This is a genomic window from Kitasatospora sp. SUK 42, assembly GCF_015776785.2.
Taxonomy (GTDB): Bacteria; Actinomycetota; Actinomycetes; order Streptomycetales; family Streptomycetaceae; genus Kitasatospora.
In genome coordinates, this window is record NZ_LFMD02000003.1 from 365167 (window position 1) to 382254 (window position 17088).

The window sequence follows — 17088 nt, forward strand, 5'->3', positions numbered from 1 at the left end:
CGATACGCTGTCCGCCATGCCGCCGTCACCACGTGTTCCCGACCCCGCCATCGAAAGCCCCGACCCGGCGGTCGAGCACGCCCGGCGGCTCACCGACACCGTCACCCGGCTCCGCCGCGCACTGCGCAGCAGCATCCGCACCGACTACCCGTGGGAGTCCCTGCCGATGGCGCAGGTCGAACTCCTCCAGACCCTCGCCGCCGCGCCACTGCGGGTCGGCGAGCTCGCCGCCCGGCAGCGGCTCGCCCCCAACACCGTCAGCGGGCTGGTCGGCAAGCTGCTCGAAGCCGGGTTCGTGGACCGCCAGGCCGACCCCGGCGACCGGCGCACCGCCCGGATCGCGCTCACCCCGGCCGGGCGGCGCCAGCTCGACGACTGGCAGCACGCGCACGAACGCCGGATCGCCACCGCCCTGGGCACCCTCGCCCCGGCCGACCGCGACGCGGTCGTCCACGCGCTGCCCGCGCTCGAACAGCTCGCCCGCGCCCTCGCCCAGCCGGGGGCCGCGCCCGAGCCGGGGGCCGCGCCCGAACCGGGCGCGTTGGCCGAGTAGACCGACCGGGCAGGCCGAGCAGGCCGGGTGGACCGGGTAATCCGCTCGCCGCCCGGGCCCGGCGGGCGCTACCGTCCCCGCCATGACCACCGCGGACATACGGATCGAGCCCTGGACCGACGCCGACCTCGCGCTGCTGCGCCGGGTCAACACCCCGGAGATGAAGAAGCACGTCGGCGGGCCGGAGACCGAGGAGCAGCTCCTCGTCCGGCACCGGCGCTACCTGGACTTCGTCCCGTCCGGCCTGGGCTGCATGTACCGGATCGTGCTGCTGCCCGAGGGCGGGTCCGTCGGGACGGTCGGCTACGGCACCCGGACGTGGGAGGGCGCGACGGTGCACGAGATGGGGTGGAACGTGCTGCCCGCCCACCAGGGGCGGGGCATCGCCGTCGCCGCCACCCGGGCGGCCGTCGCGGCCGCCCGGCGCGAGGCCGCGCACCGGTACCTGCACGCCTTCCCGTCAGTGGACAACCCCGCCTCCAACGCGGTCTGCGCGAAGGCCGGGTTCACCCTGCTCGGCGAGACGGACTTCGAGTTCCCGCCCGGGCGGCACATGCGCAGCCACAACTGGCGGGTGGATCTGGCGAACTCGGACTGAGCCGGCAGCAGGCCGGGGCGTCAGAAGGTCGGGGTACCAGGAGGCCGGAGCCTCAGAAGAGCGTGCCGCTCTCCAGCTCCAGCAGCCAGCGCTTGCGGTCCACGCCCGCGGCGAAACCGGTGAGCGCGCCGTTCGCGCCGAGCACCCGGTGGCAGGGGCGCACGATCAGCAGCGGATTGGCACCCACCGCGCCGCCGACCGCCCGGACCGTACGCGGCGGCTGCCCGGCCAGCTCGGCGAGTTCGCCGTAGGTGACGGTCCTGCCGTACGGGATCTCGTCCAGCACGGCCCAGATCCGACGGCGGAACTCGGTGCCCTCGGGCGCGAGCGGGAGGTCGAAGGTGGTGCGCTCACCGGCGAAGTAGGCGGTCAGCTGGGCGACCGGCTCGGCGAGCGCCTCAGGGTCGAGCACCCAGTCGTCGGCGGGCTCGGCCAGCGCGTACTTCTGGCCGGGAGCGGTGACGGTGGCCAGGGCGGCCGGACCGCCGTCCTCGGGCAGCACGCCGCTGAGCAGCAGCCGACCGAAGGGGCTCTCCATGGTGGTGTAGACGGTGGTGCTCATGCGCTTGCGTGCTCCGTTCCGGAACTGGGGCTGATGGTGTCGGCGCTCAAGGCTCCGGCCCACAGCCGGTGGACGGCGTAGGAGCGCCAGGGGGCCCAGGCCTCGGCCGCGCGGGCGGCGGACTTCGGATCGCCGGGGGCGCCGAGCCGGGTGAGGCCGTGCTTGACGCCCACATCGCTCGGGAGGAAGACGTCGGGGTCGGCAAGGGCCCGCATCCGCAGGTAGCCGACCGTCCAGGGGCCGATGCCGGGCAGGGCCAGCAGCTGGGCCGCGGCGTCCTGCCGGTCGACGCCGCCGTCCAGGCGGACCACGCCCTCGGCCAGAGCGGCGCACAGGCCGGTGAGCGCTCGGCGGCGGGCGGCGGGCATCGCGAAGTCCTCCGGGTCGGCGGTGGCCAGAACCGCCGCCGTGGGGAAGAGCAGCCGCAGGCCGCCGTTGGGCTCGGGCAGCGCGGTGCCGTACTTCTCGGCGAGCCGGCCCGCGAGCGTACGGGCGGCGCCGACGGTGATCTGCTGGCCGAGGACGGCGCGGACGGCGAGCTCGTGCGGGTCCACGTGCCCCGGCGAGCGCAGGCCGGGGCGCTCGCGCACCAGCGGGCCGAGCAACGGGTCGGCGCCGAGCTGCGCGTCGACGGCGTCCGGGTCGGCGTCCAGGTCGAAGAGGATGCGCAGGCGCTGGACGGCCGTGGGCAGGTCGCGCAGGTCGGCGAGCAGCAGGCGGCAGTCGAGCCAGCCGCGGGTGCGCGGCTCCCCCGGCGCGAGGCCGTCGACCTCGGCGATGCCGTGGCCGTACGGGAGCGCCAGGGTGCGCCGGTAGGTGCGCGCGCCGGGGCGCGGACCGGGCACGACCTCCTCCACGCCGGGGACGGCGCGCAGTTCGAGGAAGTCGATCAGGTGGTCGCTGTCGATCGCGCCGCGGTAGGCGAGGCGCAGGGTGAGGCCGCCGGCCGGGGTCGCGGTGCGGCGCCCGGCCGTGACCTCGGCGCGCAGGCCGCTGGGGGTGCGGTCGTAGACCTCGCGGACGGTGTCGTTGAACTGGCGGACGGAGGCGAAGCCGGCCGCGAACGCGATGTCGGTGACGGGCAGTTCGGTGGTCTGGAGCAGCAGGCGGGCGGTCTGGGCGCGCCGGGCGCGGGCCAGGGCGATCGGACCGGCGCCGAGTTCGGCGGTGAGCTGGCGCTGCAGTTGGCGGGAGCTGTAGCCGAGGCGGTCGGCCAGACCCGCGACGCCCTCGCGGTCCACCACGCCGTCACCGATCAGACGCATCGCGCGGCCGACCAGGTCGGCGCGGTGGTTCCACTCCGGCGAGCCCGGGACGGAGTCGGGGCGGCAGCGGCGGCAGGCACGGAAGCCGGCGCCCTGGGCGGCCGCGGCGCTGGGGTAGAAACGGCAGTTGACGCGCTTGGGGGTCACGGCGGGGCAGCTCGGCCGGCAGTAGATGCCGGTGGAGGTGACGGCCGTGAAGAAGACGCCGTCGAAGCGGGCGTCGCGGCTGTCCACGGCTCGGTACCGGATGTCGTCGTCGATCACGCTGTCCAGTCTGCGGCACCGGATGGGGGGTGACTGGCGGGAATCGGACATTGCCGTTCCGGGGCTTCCCCTCTCCCCTGTACCGCTCTCCCCCGGTTCGCCTTTCCCCCGGCTCTCCTCTCCCCCGAGCTCCGAACCGACGGCATCAGCCGTTCGCGCGGAGAGCCCGCACACCCGCCGAGGTCCGGTGCGGACGCCCCGACGGGTGTCCGCACCGGACCGTTCGGTGGTGCTCAGCCGACCTGGAGGAGGATCTTCCCCCCGACGCCGGCACGCAGCGAATGGAGCGCGTCGATGAGGCCCTCCAACGGCAGTTCCTTCACCCAGCCGCTGGTGTCGTAGACCCCGTCGGCCATGGCCGCGATGACCGCGTCGAACTCCTCGGGCCGGTATCCGACCGCACCGATGATCTCCGTCTCGGTCATCATGAGCTGCGTGGGCTGGAACTCCATCGGCTGCTCGTGCAGTGCGGTGACCACCAGCCGGCCGCCGGGGACGAGGCCCGCCAGCGCGGAGGTGACCGCCGGCCCCGCACCCGCGGCGTCCACCGCGACGTCCACGCCCTGGCCATCGGTGAGCGAGGCGATGGCACCCGCGAGGTCCTCGTTCACCGGGTCGACGACCTTCGCCCCCAGGCCCGCGATGATCGCGCGGCGGTCCGCGCTCGGCTCGGACACGAGCACCCTCTCCACACCGCGGGCCTTGAGCGCGAACCAGGCGCCGATGCCGATCGGTCCGGCCCCCGCGATGAGCGCCGCACCGCCCCGCTCGACGCCACTGCGCTCGACGGCGTGCCACCCCACCGCCATCGGCTCGGCGAGCGCGCCCAACCGCAGGTCCACGCCCTCCGGCAGCACGTGCAGCAGCGACGCGTCGAACGTGGAGAACTCCGCCAGGCCGCCGCCGTCCACGTTCGACCCGAGCGATCCCATCAGCCGGCAGGAGAAGGGCAACCCCCTCCGGCACGCCGCGCACTCGCCACAGGAGACCGCCAGCGGGTAGACGGCGCCGCGGTCGCCGACCTTCACGTCCGTCACGCCCTCGCCGACCTCGATGACGGTGCCGGAGAACTCGTGACCGAGGATCTGCGGCAGGGTGGCACCGGTCAGAGGGTGCGGGTGGTCCAGGTCGAACGGCAGTGACTCGGGGTGGAAGAAGAAGTGGAGATCCGAGCCGCAGATACCGGCGAACGCGTTGCGCAGCTTCACCTGCCCCGGACCGGGGCTGGGCTCCGGCACCTCCTCGATACGGAGGTCTTCCTTGCCGTGGAACCGTGCTGCTCTCATGCTTCGCCTTTCCTGAGACTTTCCAGGACGACCGGGATCGCCGGTCGTCGTTCCAGCGCCGCCGCGAACCGCCTCGTCACAGGCTGAGGAAGGCCTGCCGCTCAAGCGTTCCGGGCGGCCTCCCCCACCTGGATGCGGCGGGGTCGAACCGCTGTGGCCCGGTCATGGGGCATCGGACGAACCAGGGGCCGGCCGGCCGTGGGGAGAGGACCGCTGAGGACTCGGGACCGAACGGCGGCGGGCGAGGACGTCGGCCTTCGGAACTCCCTCGTTCCTCGCCACGCGGTTGCGCTGTCCGGTTCATCGTCGCGTTCCCCGCATGCCGCGGGCCACCGCCGGACGCGGCTGAATCCGAGGGACTTGCCCGCCATTCGCGCGCCCGGGAGCACGACGCCCGGGAGCACGGCGTCCAGGAGCACGGCGTCCAGGAGCACGGCGTCCGACCGGCCGCAGCGGCCGCTCCCTCGCGCGGTCCGCGACCGCCACGCGCCGAGCCGGGCCGGCAGGCCTCCTCGACGTGTGGCCCCGTCATCGCCGGAGGCGGCGGTGGGGTCTCGACGTACGTTGGGGAGATGCACGAACTCATCGGCCGGATCAGCGCTCTGGACCCACAGGCGGGTGAGGCCCTCAAGGTCGTCTCCTACTTCGACACACTGATCACCGGAGACGTCGGCCTGGACGGACTCCTGCGCGGGGCCGCCGCCCTGTCCGGCACCGTCGCCGGCGCCGAGCGGCACAGTCGCACCAGCCGGCGCGATCCGAAAGGCCGGCTCCTGGACGGCGGCACCGGCCGGGAGCCGCGGTTCCCCGTCCGCCCCTGTTCGAGCGGCAGCGTGTGGCTGGAGCGGGAAGGGGCCGCGCACGCGAACGACGTGATGATCGTCGAGCGCCTCGCCTTCGCGGTCGAACTCCTCGAACTGCGCCGCGACGCGGGCGGCGCCCTGGAGATCGGCATCGACGCGGCCCGAACCGTCAACGACCGCACGACGGCCCTGGCCCGGCTGCGCCTGGATGCAGGCACTCGGATCCGGTTGATCGCGACCAGCGTCGACGAGCGGGTTCCCGGCACCCCCTCCGCGGTCCTCCCGACGCGCTACGGGATCCTGCGCGCGACCCTCGACACGACGGGGAACGTGCCGCTTCCGGGCCGGGCCGGCCTGGGCCCGTGGGTGCGGGCCGACCGTGCGCCCGCGTCGTGGGACGGCGCGATCATCGCACTCCGTCTGACCGCCGCGTCCACGCCCACCGTCGACGCGACGGACCTCGGCGCGATGCTCATGCTGGCGCAGGCCCACGACCCCCATGCCCCGCACGACGACGTCCGGGCCTTGCTGCGCCTCGACGCCCGCTCGGCCACGGTCCTACGCGTGCTCGTGGAAGCGGACAGCGTCCGTGCCGCCGCGGCGGAACTCGGCATGCACCACTCCACCTTGCAGGCCCGGCACGAAGCGCTGACACGCGACCTCGGCTACGACCCGCGCACGACCACAGGCCGGATGCGCTACATCGCGGCCGCCCTCCTCCAGCGCCTCACCGACCCGGTGCCGGGGCCGATTTCGGGGCAGGGGCCGGGAGCGCGCTGAACGGGCCGGCAGAGCCCCTCGCGGCATCCGTTCTCACCTCTTCTTCGTCCCCCTCCCCCCTCCCCCGCCCACCCTCCGCCACCCACCCGCGCCGCGCGCACCCGCCCACCCTTCCTACCCGCACCCATCCGCATCCCGCGGGGGGCCCACCCGCCCTTCCTACCCGCGCCCACCACCCACCCGCGCCGCGCACACCCACCCTTCCTACCCCGCACCCATCCGCATCCCGCGGGGGGCCAGCAGGCCAGCAACGGGCCTGCCCGATGGGGTGCCGCTCCCTGTGAGCCCGGTGGGGGCGGCCGGCGGCCGCCGAGGGCCGCCCTCCACCAGGTCATCGCCTTACCGCTTACCGTGTCAGCGCTTCACGGGGCCTCCCGCGGCGCGCATCGACTTGTTGATCGTCTTCCACTTCTTCAGCCGCTCCGAGGCCAGCCGGGCGTCGGAGCGCGAGGCGATCCACTCGTTCTCGCGCTGGAGCTTGAGGTAGCTGTCCATCCGGCGCTGGGGCAGGGTGCCGTCGGCCAGGGCCGCCCGCACCGCGCAGCCGGGCTCGGAGGTGTGGTTGCAGTCGTGGAAGCGGCACTCCTCGGCGAGCTCGGCTATGTCGGCGAAGGCCAGGTCCACCCCCTCGCCACCGTAGAGGCCGACCTCGCGCAGCCCGGGGGTGTCGATCAGCACGCCCCCGCCGGGCAGCGGGATCAGTTCGCGGGTGGTCGTGGTGTGGCGGCCCTTCTGGTCGACCTCGCGGGCCTCCTGGACGGTCATCACCTCGGCACCGGCGAGTGCGTTGGTCAGGGTGGACTTGCCCACGCCGGACTGGCCGATCACGGCGGTGGTGCCCGGTGTGCAGGCGCGGAGCACGTCGATGCCCTCGCCGGTCTCGGCGCTGACCACGAGGACCGTGACGCCGGGCGCGACCGCTTCGACGTCGGCCCGGATGAACTCGGCGTCGTCGACGAGGTCGGCCTTGGTGAGGACGACCAGCGGCTCGGCGCCGGACTCCCAGGCCAGAGCGAGGAAGCGCTCGATCCGCCCGAGGTCGGGATCGGCCGCGAGCGAGGAGGCGATCAGGACGGTGTCGACGTTGGCGGCCAGCACCTGGCCGTCGGAGCGCTTGCCGGCCACCTTGCGGATGATCGCGGTGGAGCGCGGCAGCAGCGCGGCCACGGCGGCCATCGGCCGGGCGTTCAGGTCGACGGCGGCCCAGTCGCCCGTGCACGGGCAGTTGATCATGTCGGCGTCGCCCACCGGCCGGGTGTCGAGCCGGACGGTGCGCGGCTCGCCCGTCTCCGGGTCGGTGATGACGGCGTCGCACTGGCCGCGGTCGACCCGGACGATCCGGGCCGGGAGCAGCCCGGCCTCGGCGAGCGGGACGAACAGCTCCGCGAGCTCGGCCGTCCAGCCGTAGCCGGCCAGCGCGGGGGCGTCCGAGGGGGCGCCAACGGAGGAGAAGGAAGAAGAGAACGACGGAACGGAGGCAGCGTTGAACAACGCAGTGGCCCTTCGGGAGGAGATGGTCCCGGCGGGCTACGGCTGGCGCGAAGGGCTCAGCCGGCGGCCGGGAAAAGGAGGTGAACGCGAGTGCTGCCCAGGGCAGCTATCGGGGCGACAACGACCACGGGGTTCACCTCCTGCTCTCTACTCCTCGGGCGGCCCAACGGCCCCCGAACCGGACGCGTCACACGCTAGCGGAGCGGCGTGACGGAGCCAACTGGTTTTTGACCTGCGGAACCAACCGGAACCAACCGGAACCAACCGGAACCAGCGGCCCTACCCGCCGTACCGGTGCTTGAGGTTCGGGTCGTCCAGCCACCAGGGCCGCATGCCGCTCTCCTCCTCCTCGGGCAGCCCCGCCGCCCGCGCCTGCGCGGCCGCCTCCTCGAAGCGGGCGTCGAGCTCGGCGTCCACGGCCTTGATCTCCTCCCGCCCCTGCACCACCATCCGCCGCACCAGCGCCGCCAGGAACGGCAGCCCGACCAGGTCCCCCAGGACCCAGAACGCGTTGCCGCCCCAGGTCTGGTCCTGCGCCAGGCTGGGCCCCCAGGGCCGCCCGAGCGCCACGTAGTAGTGCTCGGCGACGAGGTGGCCGCCGTAGATCAGCACGATCCCCAGGCCCGCGTCGAAGATCACCTCGGCGAAGGTGATGAACAACCCGACCAGGTGCGGGTACTCGTGCCCGACCGGGTCGAGCTGGAGCCGCGGCCAGAAGTAGGCGAGGCCGAGCAGCACCAGGGCCAGGTGCAGCACCACGTTCCCGAACCCGCTGGAGAGCGACCACTCGTACCAGGGCGTGAAGTAGAGCAGCCACGGCGGCGCCATCAGCAGCGCGGTCGAGACGGCCGGGAACATCAGCACCTTGGACGGCCGGCTGCGCAGCGCCCTCAGGATCCGCTCCCGCCGCTGCTCCGGCGAGGACTCGACCAGCAGCGAGACCGGCGCGCCCAGCGCGAGCAGCAGCGGGACGACCATGAGCAGCAGCACGACCTGCACGGCCCGGTCGGTGAAGAGGATCCGCTCGTACACGCCGAGGCCGGAGCAGGTGCACCAGATCCACAGCAGCAGCCCGCCGAGGAAGGCGACGGTGCGGGTGGGCTGCCAGCGCCCGCCGCCGCGGCGGTGGACGGTGCGCACCGCGGCCAGGTACCAGCCGCCGAGCAGCACCGAGAGGACGAGCACCAGCGGTTCGAGGGTCCAGGAGGTGGCCAGGTCGGACCACTGCCACGCGGGCGGTCCGCTGTACGCGAGCACCCGGGCCGCGCCGCCGGCCAGGCCGTCCACCGCGCCGTTCATCCGTCCGCCCACCTCATCCGCACCCGCAGCCCGGCCGCCGTCCGGCCGGCGCCGGGCAGGGGCCGCGGCGCCCGGCCATGATGGCGTCCCGGACGGGGCCCGCCGCGCGCGGGGCCCACCTCTATACCGCAGCCTGAGGAAAGCTTTACCGAACCCCAACAAAGCTTTACCTGGGCAAAGTTCTGCCCTTGCCGGGCCCGGAGGCGCAACCGGCGCGACGTCACGTTCGTCTGGCAGGATGCACCGTCGGCGATATCGGCCGCGCGGGTGAACAGCAAGGGGACGACAAGAGGTGCAAAGCACTGCACGCGGCGAGGGCCGCCGACTGGCCGTGCGCCACCGCAACATCGAGCTGGGCCTGCTGGCGCTCGCGGTGGCCGTCTGTCTGGCGGGCCACATCGACGCCGATCTGGCACTGACCGGCAAGATGCCGCCCGGGCTGCTGGTGCACGGGCTGTCCCTCGGGGCGCTGGCCGGGGTGGCCCACCTGGTGGTGCGCCGGTTCGCGCCGTACGCGGACCCGCTGATCCTGCCGCTGGGCGTGTTCCTGACCGGCTTCGGGCTGATGCTGCTGGACCGGCTGGACTTCAGCTACAAGGCCGCACACAGCGCCAAGGGCGACTACCAGAAGCTCCCGGCCGCGCCCTCCCAGCTGATGTGGGTGTTCATCGCGGTGGCGGCGGCGCTCGCGCTGATCATCCTGGTCAAGCACCACCGCTTCTTCCAGCGGTACGTCTACCTGGTGATGGCGGGCGCGCTGATCCTGCTGACCGCGCCGATCTTCTCCCCGACCGACAGCTTCGGCGCCAAGCGCTGGATCAAGCTCCCCGGACTGCCGTCCTTCGAGCCGGACGAGTTCGTGAAGGTCGCGATCACGATCTTCTTCGCGGGCTATCTGATGGCGTCCCGGGACGCCCTGGCGCTGGCCGGGCGGAAGGTCTGGGGGCTGACCCTGCCGCGCGGGCGGCACGCCGGGCCGGTGCTGGCGATCTGGGCGGTCAGCCTGCTGGTGCTGATCTTCGAACGCGACCTGGGCACCTCGCTGATCTTCTTCGGCGTCTTCATCGTGATGCTGTACGTGGCGACCGAGCGCACCAGCTGGGTGGTGCTCGGCCTGCTGATGGCGGTCGGCGGCGCGGCGGTGGTCGGCACCCTGGAGCCGCACGTGCACGGGCGCGTCGAGGCCTGGCTGCACCCGCTCAACTACTACCCGCCGGTCAGCGACCAGGCGATCTCCGAACAGCCCGCCGAGGCGCTGTTCAGCCTCGGCACCGGGCACCTGACCGGGACGGGCCTCGGCTCGGGCCGGCCCTGGCTGATCGGCTTCGCCGGCCGCAGCGACTTCATCTTCACCACGATCGGCGAGGAGCTGGGCCTGGCCGGGGTGACCGCGATCCTGCTGGTCTACGTGCTGCTGATCCAGCGCGGCCTGCGCACCGCGATCGGCCTGACCGACCCGTTCGGCAAGCTGCTGGCCACCGGACTGTCCGCGGCGCTCGCGCTCCAGGTGTTCGTGGTCGTCGGCGGGGTGAGCGGGCTGGTCCCGCTGACCGGCAAGGCGCTGCCGTTCCTGGCCGCCGGCGGCTCCTCGCTGCTGGCGAACTGGCTGATGGTCGCGCTGCTGATCAAGCTGAGCGACTCCTCCGGGCGCACCGCCCTGGACCCGGCGCAGCCGAGCCCCGAGCCGCTGCCGGTGCCGGCCGCCCCGCAGGCCTCCGCCCCAATGGCCGCGGCCTCCGCCGAGCCCGCCCCCATCGGCCCCGGCTCCGGCAATCCGGGCACCGGCGATCCGGTCCCCGCCGCCGACCCGGGAGCCCCGACCGAGCTGCGCCCCTTCACCGATCCCGGGGCCGCGACCGAGCTGCACCCCGCGGTCGGGCAGCAGCCCCCGTACGAACACTCCCCCACCGGGACCCAGCAGCGCCCCTACGGCCACACCCCCGCCGAGCCCCAGCAACCCCCCTACGGCCACACCCCCGCCGAGCCCCAGCAACCCCCGTACGGCCACACCCCGACCGGGCCCCAGCAACCCTCCTACGGCTATCCCCCGGTCGCCGAGCAGCCCACCCACGGCTACGGCCAGCCCCCGCAGCCCCCCTTCAACGGCTGAGAAGCACAACGGGCGGGGCCCCTCCCGAGGGAGGGGCAACGCCCGTTGACGTCGTCCCGGAGGCGCCGGCTACCGCTGCTCCCACGGCGGCTTGGGCGGGTAGCTGGGCGCCTGCCGCTCCGGCGGCGGCCCGGTCGGCCGGTCGCTGTCCGGCGGCGGCGGCGCGGGCCGGTGGTGCGGCCCGGGGCGGGCGGTGAGGCGGCCGCGGACGTTGTCGGCGGCCAAAACGTCGGCCCACCGCTCGGGGTACTCGGCGGGCGCGTCCACGTCCTCGCCCTCGTCCTCGATCCACTCCTCCTCGACACCCTCGGCCAGGCCCAGCTCGCGGGCCCGCCGGGCCCGTTCGACGGCCCGCCGGGCGGCGACCTCGCGAACCACGGCGGCCGCCGCCTCCTCCTGGGCGCGCTCGTTCTCCGCGCGGGCGTCGGCGGTCTCCAGGGTGGGCCAGCGGCGGTCTATGGCGGCGTTCATGGCGGCGCCGATGAGCACCGCGAGGGCCACCACGAAGATCCACAGCAGCACGGCCACCGGCGCGGCCAGCGAGCCGTACACCGAGGGGCCCTCGACCGAGCTGACCAGGTAGAGCCGCAGGCCGACGCTGCAGAAGACCAGCACCACCAGGGCCACGAGGGCGCCGGGGATGTCCTCGCGCCACGGCGTGGAGACCGGGACGGCCAGGTGGTAGAGCGTGGTCAGCGAGACGATCAGCAGCCCGATCGCGACCGGCCAGTAGGCGGCGCCCACCAGTCCGGAGATGCCGGGCACCGCGTTCTCGATCAGCCCGGGCCCGGCCCCCAGCAGCGGCAGCACCAGGGAGCCGATCACCAGGGCGCCGAAGTAGAGGCCCAGCGACATCAGCCGGGTCTTGACGATGCCCCGCTTGCCGTCCAGGCCGTACATGACGGTGATGGTGTCGATGAAGATGTAGAGCGCCCGGGAGCCGGACCACAGGGACAGCAGGAAGCCGATCGAGACCAGGTCCGGCCGGGGGGCGTCGAAGACCTGGTTGAGCAGCGGGATCACGACCTCCTTGACGGAGGTGTCCGACAGGGCCGTTCCGGAGGCCGAGACGATGTCCTGCTTGAGCCGGGCGATGGTGCCCGCCTCGACGAACCCGTCGAGGTAGCCGAGGGTGCCGGCCAGGCCGAGCAGCAGCGGTGGGATCGACAGCAGGGTGAAGAAGGCCGCCTCCGCGGCGAGTCCGGTGACCCGGTACTCGACGCAGGTGTTGGTGGTGTCCTTCACCAGCTCCCACGCGGTGCGGCTCCAGGTGGCCTGTTTGGCCGCGCGCCGGGAGCCCTTTCCCCGGCGCCGGGAGGGCCGTTCGGGGTTCGGTCTGCTCGTATCGCCTGCTGCTTGCACAGGGCTAACGGTATCGGGCCGGGGCGCCCGGGTTGATCTCCCCCGGGTGTACGGGCGCGTGACCGGGCGTCCGGCCCGGAGCGGCGGGAACCCCCGGCTGTCCCGAATGCCGAAACTCCAGCGTCCAGCATCCGGATGTTAGTGGACCGCGAGTCCCGCGCCGTGCGAATCTCTTGCCATGTCTAGCGCCGGAACCACCCTAGTAGGTCGACTCCACGTCGATCTCCTTCGCGTGTCCAGCGCCATCTGTCCGGTGACCTGAGCCCAACTCCGCCGCACCACCGCTCCCTGCGCCGATCTTCCCGCCATCCCCGCTGAAGCGGATGCGCAGGCGCCCGCCCGGTCCCGGTCACTGCTCTCTCCGGCCTTGAGAAATCCGCAGGTCACAGCAGCACCGCACCGCCGAGCACGCCCAGCGACCCACCCGGCGCCAGCGCCACCTGCCTCGAAGGACTTCACCATGGCCACCTCCCCCGAGACCGTCGAGCCCTCGGCCGACCGCCCCGCCGTCCCGCGCCCCGCCGCGACGCGCAAGGCGACCCGTCACCGCGGCGAGGGCCAGTGGGGCATGGGCCACTTCACCCCCCTGAACGCCAACGAGCAGTTCAAGAAGGACGACGACGGTCTCAATGTGCGGACACGTATTGAGACGATCTACGCGCACCGGGGCTTCGACTCGATCGACCCCAGCGACCTGCGCGGCCGGATGCGCTGGTGGGGCCTCTACACCCAGCGCAAGGAGGGCATCGACGGCGGCAAGACCGCGATCCTGGAGCCGCACGAGCTCGACGCCGAGTACTTCATGCTCCGCGTCCGGATCGACGGCGGCCGGCTGACGGTCCCCCAGCTGCGGGCGATCGCCGAGGTCTCCGAGCAGTACGCCCGGGGCACCGCCGACCTGACCGACCGCCAGAACATCCAGTACCACTGGATCCGGATCGAGGACGTCCCCGCGATCTGGCGGAAGCTGGAGGCCGTCGGCCTGTCCACCACCGAGGCCTGCGGCGACACCCCGCGCGTCATCCTCGGCTCCCCGGTGGCCGGGATCTCCGAGGACGAGATCATCGACGGCACCCCCGCCATCGAGGAGATCCAGCGCCGCTTCATCGGCAACCCGGACTTCTCCAACCTGCCGCGCAAGTTCAAGAGCGCGGTCTCCGGCTCCCCGCTGCTGGACGTCGCGCACGAGATCAACGACGTCTCCTTCGTCGGTGTGGTCCACCCCGAGCACGGCCCCGGCTTCGACCTGTGGGTCGGCGGCGGACTGTCCACCAACCCCAAGCTGGGCGTGCGCCTGGGCGCGTGGGTCCCGCTGGACGAGGTCCCGGACGTCTACGGCGGCGTCATCGGCATCTTCCGCGACTACGGCTACCGCCGCCTGCGCAACCGCGCCCGGCTGAAGTTCCTGGTCGCCGACTGGGGCGTGGAGAAGTTCCGTCAGGTGCTGGAGGACGAGTACCTCAAGTACCGGCTGGTCGACGGCCCCGCCCCCGCCGAGCCCGCCAGCCGCTGGCGCGACCACGTCGGCGTCCACCGGCAGAAGGACGGCCGCTACTACATCGGCTTCGCCCCGCGCGTCGGCCGGGTCGACGGCGAGCTGCTCGGCCGGATCGCCGACCTCGCCGAGGCCCACGGCAGCGACCGGGTGCGCACCACCGCCGAGCAGAAGATGCTCATCCTCGACGTCGCCGAGGAGCACGTCGACGCGGTGGTGGCCGGCCTGGAGGCGCTCGACCTGCGGGTCACCCCCTCGCCGTTCCGCCGCGGCACCATGGCCTGCACCGGCATCGAGTACTGCAAGCTCGCCATCGTCGAGACCAAGCAGCGCGGCCGCACCCTCATCGACGAGCTGGAGAAGCGCCTGCCGGACTTCGCCGAGCCGCTCACCATCAACATCAACGGCTGCCCCAACGCCTGCGCCCGCATCCAGGTCGCCGACATCGGCCTCAAGGGCCAGCTGGTCACCGACGAGCACGGCGAGCAGGTCGAGGGCTACCAGGTGCACCTGGGCGGCGCGCTCGGTCTGGAGGCCGGCCTCGGCCGCAAGATCCGCGGCCTCAAGGTCACCAGCGAGGGCCTGCCCGACTACGTCGAGCGCCTGCTGACCCGCTACCAGGCCGACCGCACCGAGGGCGAGCGCTTCGCCCAGTGGGCGGCCCGCGCCACCGAGGAGCAGCTGTCGTGAGTGAGTGCAGCATGGGGGTCCCCCCGGCCGAAGGCTGGGGGAGAACCAATCAGGCAGGGCGTGTTCGCGAAGCGAACGCCGAGCGCAGCGAGGTGGGCGATGAGTGAGCGTGCCGCCCCCTTCTTCTGCCCGTACTGCGGGGACGAGGACCTGCGCCCGTCCGAGGCCGGGCACGGCGCCTGGGAGTGCCACGGCTGCCGCCGGGCCTTCCAGCTGAAGTTCCTCGGCCTGCTGTCCGCGACCAACCACGGGGGTGCGTCCCATGAGCAGCACCGCGACTGACTACGAGGAGACGGCGGTACGGGCCGGCCGCGAACTGGAGGAGGCCACGGCGCAGGAGATCCTGCGCTGGGCCGCCGACACCTTCGGCGGGCGGTTCTGCGTCACCTCCTCCATGGAGGACGCGGTGGTGGCCCACCTCGCCTCCTCGGTGTTCCCCGGCGTGGACGTGGTGTTCCTGGACACCGGCTACCACTTCGCGGAGACCATCGGCACCCGCGACGCGGTGGCCGCGACCATGCCGGTCAACGTCATCACCCTGACCCCGCGCCAGAGCGTGGCCGAGCAGGACGCCGAGTACGGGCCGAACCTGCACGACCGCGACCCGGACCTGTGCTGCTCGCTGCGCAAGGTCGAGCCGCTGAACCGCGGCCTCGGCGGCTACGACGCCTGGGCCACCGGGCTGCGCCGCGACGAGTCGCCGTCCCGGGCGAACACCCCGGTGGTGTCCTGGGACGCCCGCCGCCGCAAGGTCAAGATCGCCCCGATCGCCCGGTGGACGCAGGAGGACGTGGACGCCTACGTCGCCGCCAACGGCGTGCTGCTCAACCCGCTGCTGTGGGAGGGCTACACCTCGATCGGCTGCTCGCCGCTGTCCTGCACCCGCAAGCCCGCCGAGGGCGAGGACGCCCGCGCCGGCCGCTGGTCCGGCTCGGGCAAGACCGAGTGCGGCATCCACCTCTGACCCATCGTCAACCATTCAGTGAGGAAGACACCGTGACAGCTCACACCCTGGCAGCCGACGGAGCCGCAGAGGCGGCCCGCACGGCCGCCCCCTGCGAGCGCGGCGCCACCGTGTGGCTGACCGGGCTGCCGAGCGCCGGCAAGACCACGCTGGCCTTCGCGCTGGCCGAGCGGCTGCGCGCCGAGGGCCACAGGGTGGAGGTCCTGGACGGCGACGAGATCCGCGAGTTCCTCTCCAAGGGCCTCGGCTTCTCCCGCGAGGACCGGCACACCAACGTGACCCGGATCGGCTTCGTCGCCGAGAAGCTGGCGTCGAACGGCGTCAAGGTCCTCGCCCCGGTGATCGCCCCGTTCGCGGACTCGCGCGCCGCGGTGCGCGAGCGGCACGCGGCGGCCGGCACCGAGTTCCTGGAGGTGCACGTGGCCACGCCGGTGGAGCTGTGCGCCGAGCGGGACGTCAAGGGCCTGTACGCGAAGCAGGCGGCCGGCGAGATCTCCGGCCTGACCGGCGTGGACGACCCGTACGAGGCCCCCGTGGACCCGGAGCTGCGCCTCCAGACGCGGGGCCGCGCGGTCGCCGAGTCCGCCGCCGAGCTGCACGCCTTCCTGACCGAGAGGGGCCTCGCATGACCACCGCGACCGACAGCCCGGTCCGCGCCGGAGACTCCCCCTTCGCGCTGTCCCACCTGGACGCGCTGGAGGCGGAGTCGGTGCACGTCTTCCGCGAGGTCGCGGGGGAGTTCGAACGCCCGGTGATCCTGTTCTCCGGCGGCAAGGACTCCATCGTCATGCTGCACCTGGCCCTCAAGGCCTTCCACCCCGCGGCGATCCCGTTCTCCCTGCTGCACGTCGACACCGGCCACAACTTCCCCGAGGTCATCGCCTACCGCGACCGCGTCGTGGCGCAGCACAACCTGCGCCTGCACGTCGCCCACGTCCAGGACTTCATCGACCGCGGCGTGCTGCGCGAACGCCCCGACGGCACCCGCAACCCGCTCCAGACCGTCCCGCTCCTGGACGCGATCGAGAAGAACCGTTTCGACGCGGTCTTCGGCGGCGGACGCCGCGACGAGGAGAAGGCCCGCGCCAAGGAGCGCGTCTTCTCCCTGCGCGACGAGTTCGGAGCCTGGGACCCGCGCCGCCAGCGCCCCGAACTGTGGTCCCTCTACAACGGCCGCCACGCCGTCGGCGAACACGTCCGCGTCTTCCCCCTGTCCAACTGGACGGAGCTGGACGTCTGGCAGTACATCGAACGCGAGAGCATCGAGCTGCCGCAGATCTACTACGCCCACGAGCGCGACGTCTTCGCCCGCAGCGGCATGTGGCTGACCGCCGGCGAGTGGGGCGGGCCCAGGGACGACGAGCCGGTCGAGCGCCGCCTGGTCCGCTACCGCACCGTCGGCGACATGTCCTGCACCGGCGCCGTCGACTCCGACGCCACCACCATCGAAGCCGTCATCGCCGAGATCGCCGCCTCCCGCCTCACCGAACGCGGCGCCACCCGCGCCGACGACAAGCTCTCCGAGGCCGCGATGGAAGACCGCAAGCGCGAGGGGTACTTCTAACC

Annotated in this window: 16 protein-coding genes; 10 read left to right on the top strand and 6 right to left on the bottom strand. The window is 73.2% G+C overall.

Features of this window, described 5'->3' with window-relative positions; genetic code table 11:
* Window positions 1-16: 16 nt before the first annotated feature.
* Window positions 17-553, top strand: coding sequence for a MarR family winged helix-turn-helix transcriptional regulator (locus tag RZ50_RS11300; RefSeq protein ID WP_196951807.1), 537 nt, complete (start codon window positions 17-19; stop codon window positions 551-553).
* A gap of 82 nt (window positions 554-635) precedes the next feature.
* Window positions 636-1151, top strand: a complete 516-nt coding sequence (locus tag RZ50_RS11305) for a GNAT family N-acetyltransferase (RefSeq protein WP_196951806.1) — start codon at window positions 636-638, stop codon at window positions 1149-1151.
* A 52-nt stretch (window positions 1152-1203) separates the two neighbouring features.
* On the opposite strand, the gene RZ50_RS11310 is transcribed toward RZ50_RS11305, so the two are convergent.
* From RZ50_RS11310 to RZ50_RS11320, 3 genes are all read right to left on the bottom strand, one after another.
* Complete coding sequence (locus RZ50_RS11310; RefSeq protein ID WP_196951805.1) at window positions 1204-1713, bottom strand: methylated-DNA--[protein]-cysteine S-methyltransferase; 510 nt, start codon at window positions 1711-1713, stop codon at window positions 1204-1206.
* On the bottom strand, window positions 1710-3293 hold the full coding sequence (locus RZ50_RS11315) for a DNA-3-methyladenine glycosylase 2 family protein (RefSeq protein WP_196951804.1): 1584 nt from the start codon (window positions 3291-3293) through the stop codon (window positions 1710-1712). Before RZ50_RS11315 ends, RZ50_RS11310 begins: the two co-directional genes overlap by 4 nt.
* A gap of 182 nt (window positions 3294-3475) precedes the next feature.
* Window positions 3476-4528, bottom strand: a complete 1053-nt coding sequence (locus RZ50_RS11320; RefSeq protein ID WP_196951803.1) for a zinc-binding dehydrogenase — start codon at window positions 4526-4528, stop codon at window positions 3476-3478.
* A 572-nt stretch (window positions 4529-5100) separates the two neighbouring features.
* Between RZ50_RS11320 and RZ50_RS11325 the strand changes: the two genes are divergently transcribed.
* Window positions 5101-6111: a hypothetical protein gene (locus RZ50_RS11325; protein ID WP_196951802.1), complete on the top strand. Its 1011-nt coding sequence runs from the start codon at window positions 5101-5103 to the stop codon at window positions 6109-6111.
* Window positions 6112-6465: 354 nt separating this feature from the next.
* On the opposite strand, the gene rsgA is transcribed toward RZ50_RS11325, so the two are convergent.
* A complete protein-coding gene (gene rsgA / locus RZ50_RS11330; protein ID WP_196951801.1) occupies window positions 6466-7602 on the bottom strand; it encodes a ribosome small subunit-dependent GTPase A in 1137 nt (378 codons plus the stop codon).
* 279 nt (window positions 7603-7881) lie between these two features.
* Complete coding sequence (locus RZ50_RS11335; RefSeq protein ID WP_196951800.1) at window positions 7882-8901, bottom strand: cytochrome c oxidase assembly protein; 1020 nt, start codon at window positions 8899-8901, stop codon at window positions 7882-7884.
* A gap of 292 nt (window positions 8902-9193) precedes the next feature.
* Here RZ50_RS11335 and RZ50_RS11340 point away from each other — a divergent pair, with 292 nt between their 5' ends.
* On the top strand, window positions 9194-11011 hold the full coding sequence (locus RZ50_RS11340) for an FtsW/RodA/SpoVE family cell cycle protein (protein WP_308271588.1): 1818 nt from the start codon (window positions 9194-9196) through the stop codon (window positions 11009-11011).
* A 69-nt stretch (window positions 11012-11080) separates the two neighbouring features.
* Here the strand turns inward: RZ50_RS11340 and RZ50_RS11345 are convergent, their stop codons facing one another.
* Entirely contained in the window at window positions 11081-12373 is a 1293-nt protein-coding gene (locus RZ50_RS11345) for a YihY/virulence factor BrkB family protein (protein ID WP_217680499.1), read from the bottom strand.
* A 178-nt stretch (window positions 12374-12551) separates the two neighbouring features.
* Between RZ50_RS11345 and RZ50_RS30330 the strand changes: the two genes are divergently transcribed.
* The 6 genes from RZ50_RS30330 (at window position 12552) to cysD (ending at window position 17086) form a co-directional block, all read left to right on the top strand.
* Window positions 12552-12635 carry a putative leader peptide gene (locus RZ50_RS30330; protein WP_318264789.1) on the top strand — a complete coding sequence of 28 codons (84 nt, stop codon included), beginning with the start codon at window positions 12552-12554 and terminating at the stop codon, window positions 12633-12635.
* 198 nt (window positions 12636-12833) lie between these two features.
* On the top strand, window positions 12834-14558 hold the full coding sequence (locus tag RZ50_RS11350) for a nitrite/sulfite reductase (RefSeq protein WP_196950299.1): 1725 nt from the start codon (window positions 12834-12836) through the stop codon (window positions 14556-14558).
* 99 nt (window positions 14559-14657) lie between these two features.
* Entirely contained in the window at window positions 14658-14840 is a 183-nt protein-coding gene (locus RZ50_RS11355; protein ID WP_196950300.1) for a hypothetical protein, read from the top strand.
* Entirely contained in the window at window positions 14821-15522 is a 702-nt protein-coding gene (locus tag RZ50_RS11360; RefSeq protein ID WP_196950301.1) for a phosphoadenylyl-sulfate reductase, read from the top strand. Before RZ50_RS11355 ends, RZ50_RS11360 begins: the two co-directional genes overlap by 20 nt.
* A 47-nt stretch (window positions 15523-15569) precedes the next feature.
* A complete protein-coding gene (gene cysC, locus RZ50_RS11365; RefSeq protein ID WP_217680616.1) occupies window positions 15570-16151 on the top strand; it encodes an adenylyl-sulfate kinase in 582 nt (193 codons plus the stop codon).
* Window positions 16148-17086, top strand: coding sequence for a sulfate adenylyltransferase subunit CysD (gene cysD, locus RZ50_RS11370; RefSeq protein ID WP_196949907.1), 939 nt, complete (start codon window positions 16148-16150; stop codon window positions 17084-17086). Before cysC ends, cysD begins: the two co-directional genes overlap by 4 nt.
* Window positions 17087-17088: the final 2 nt, after the last annotated feature.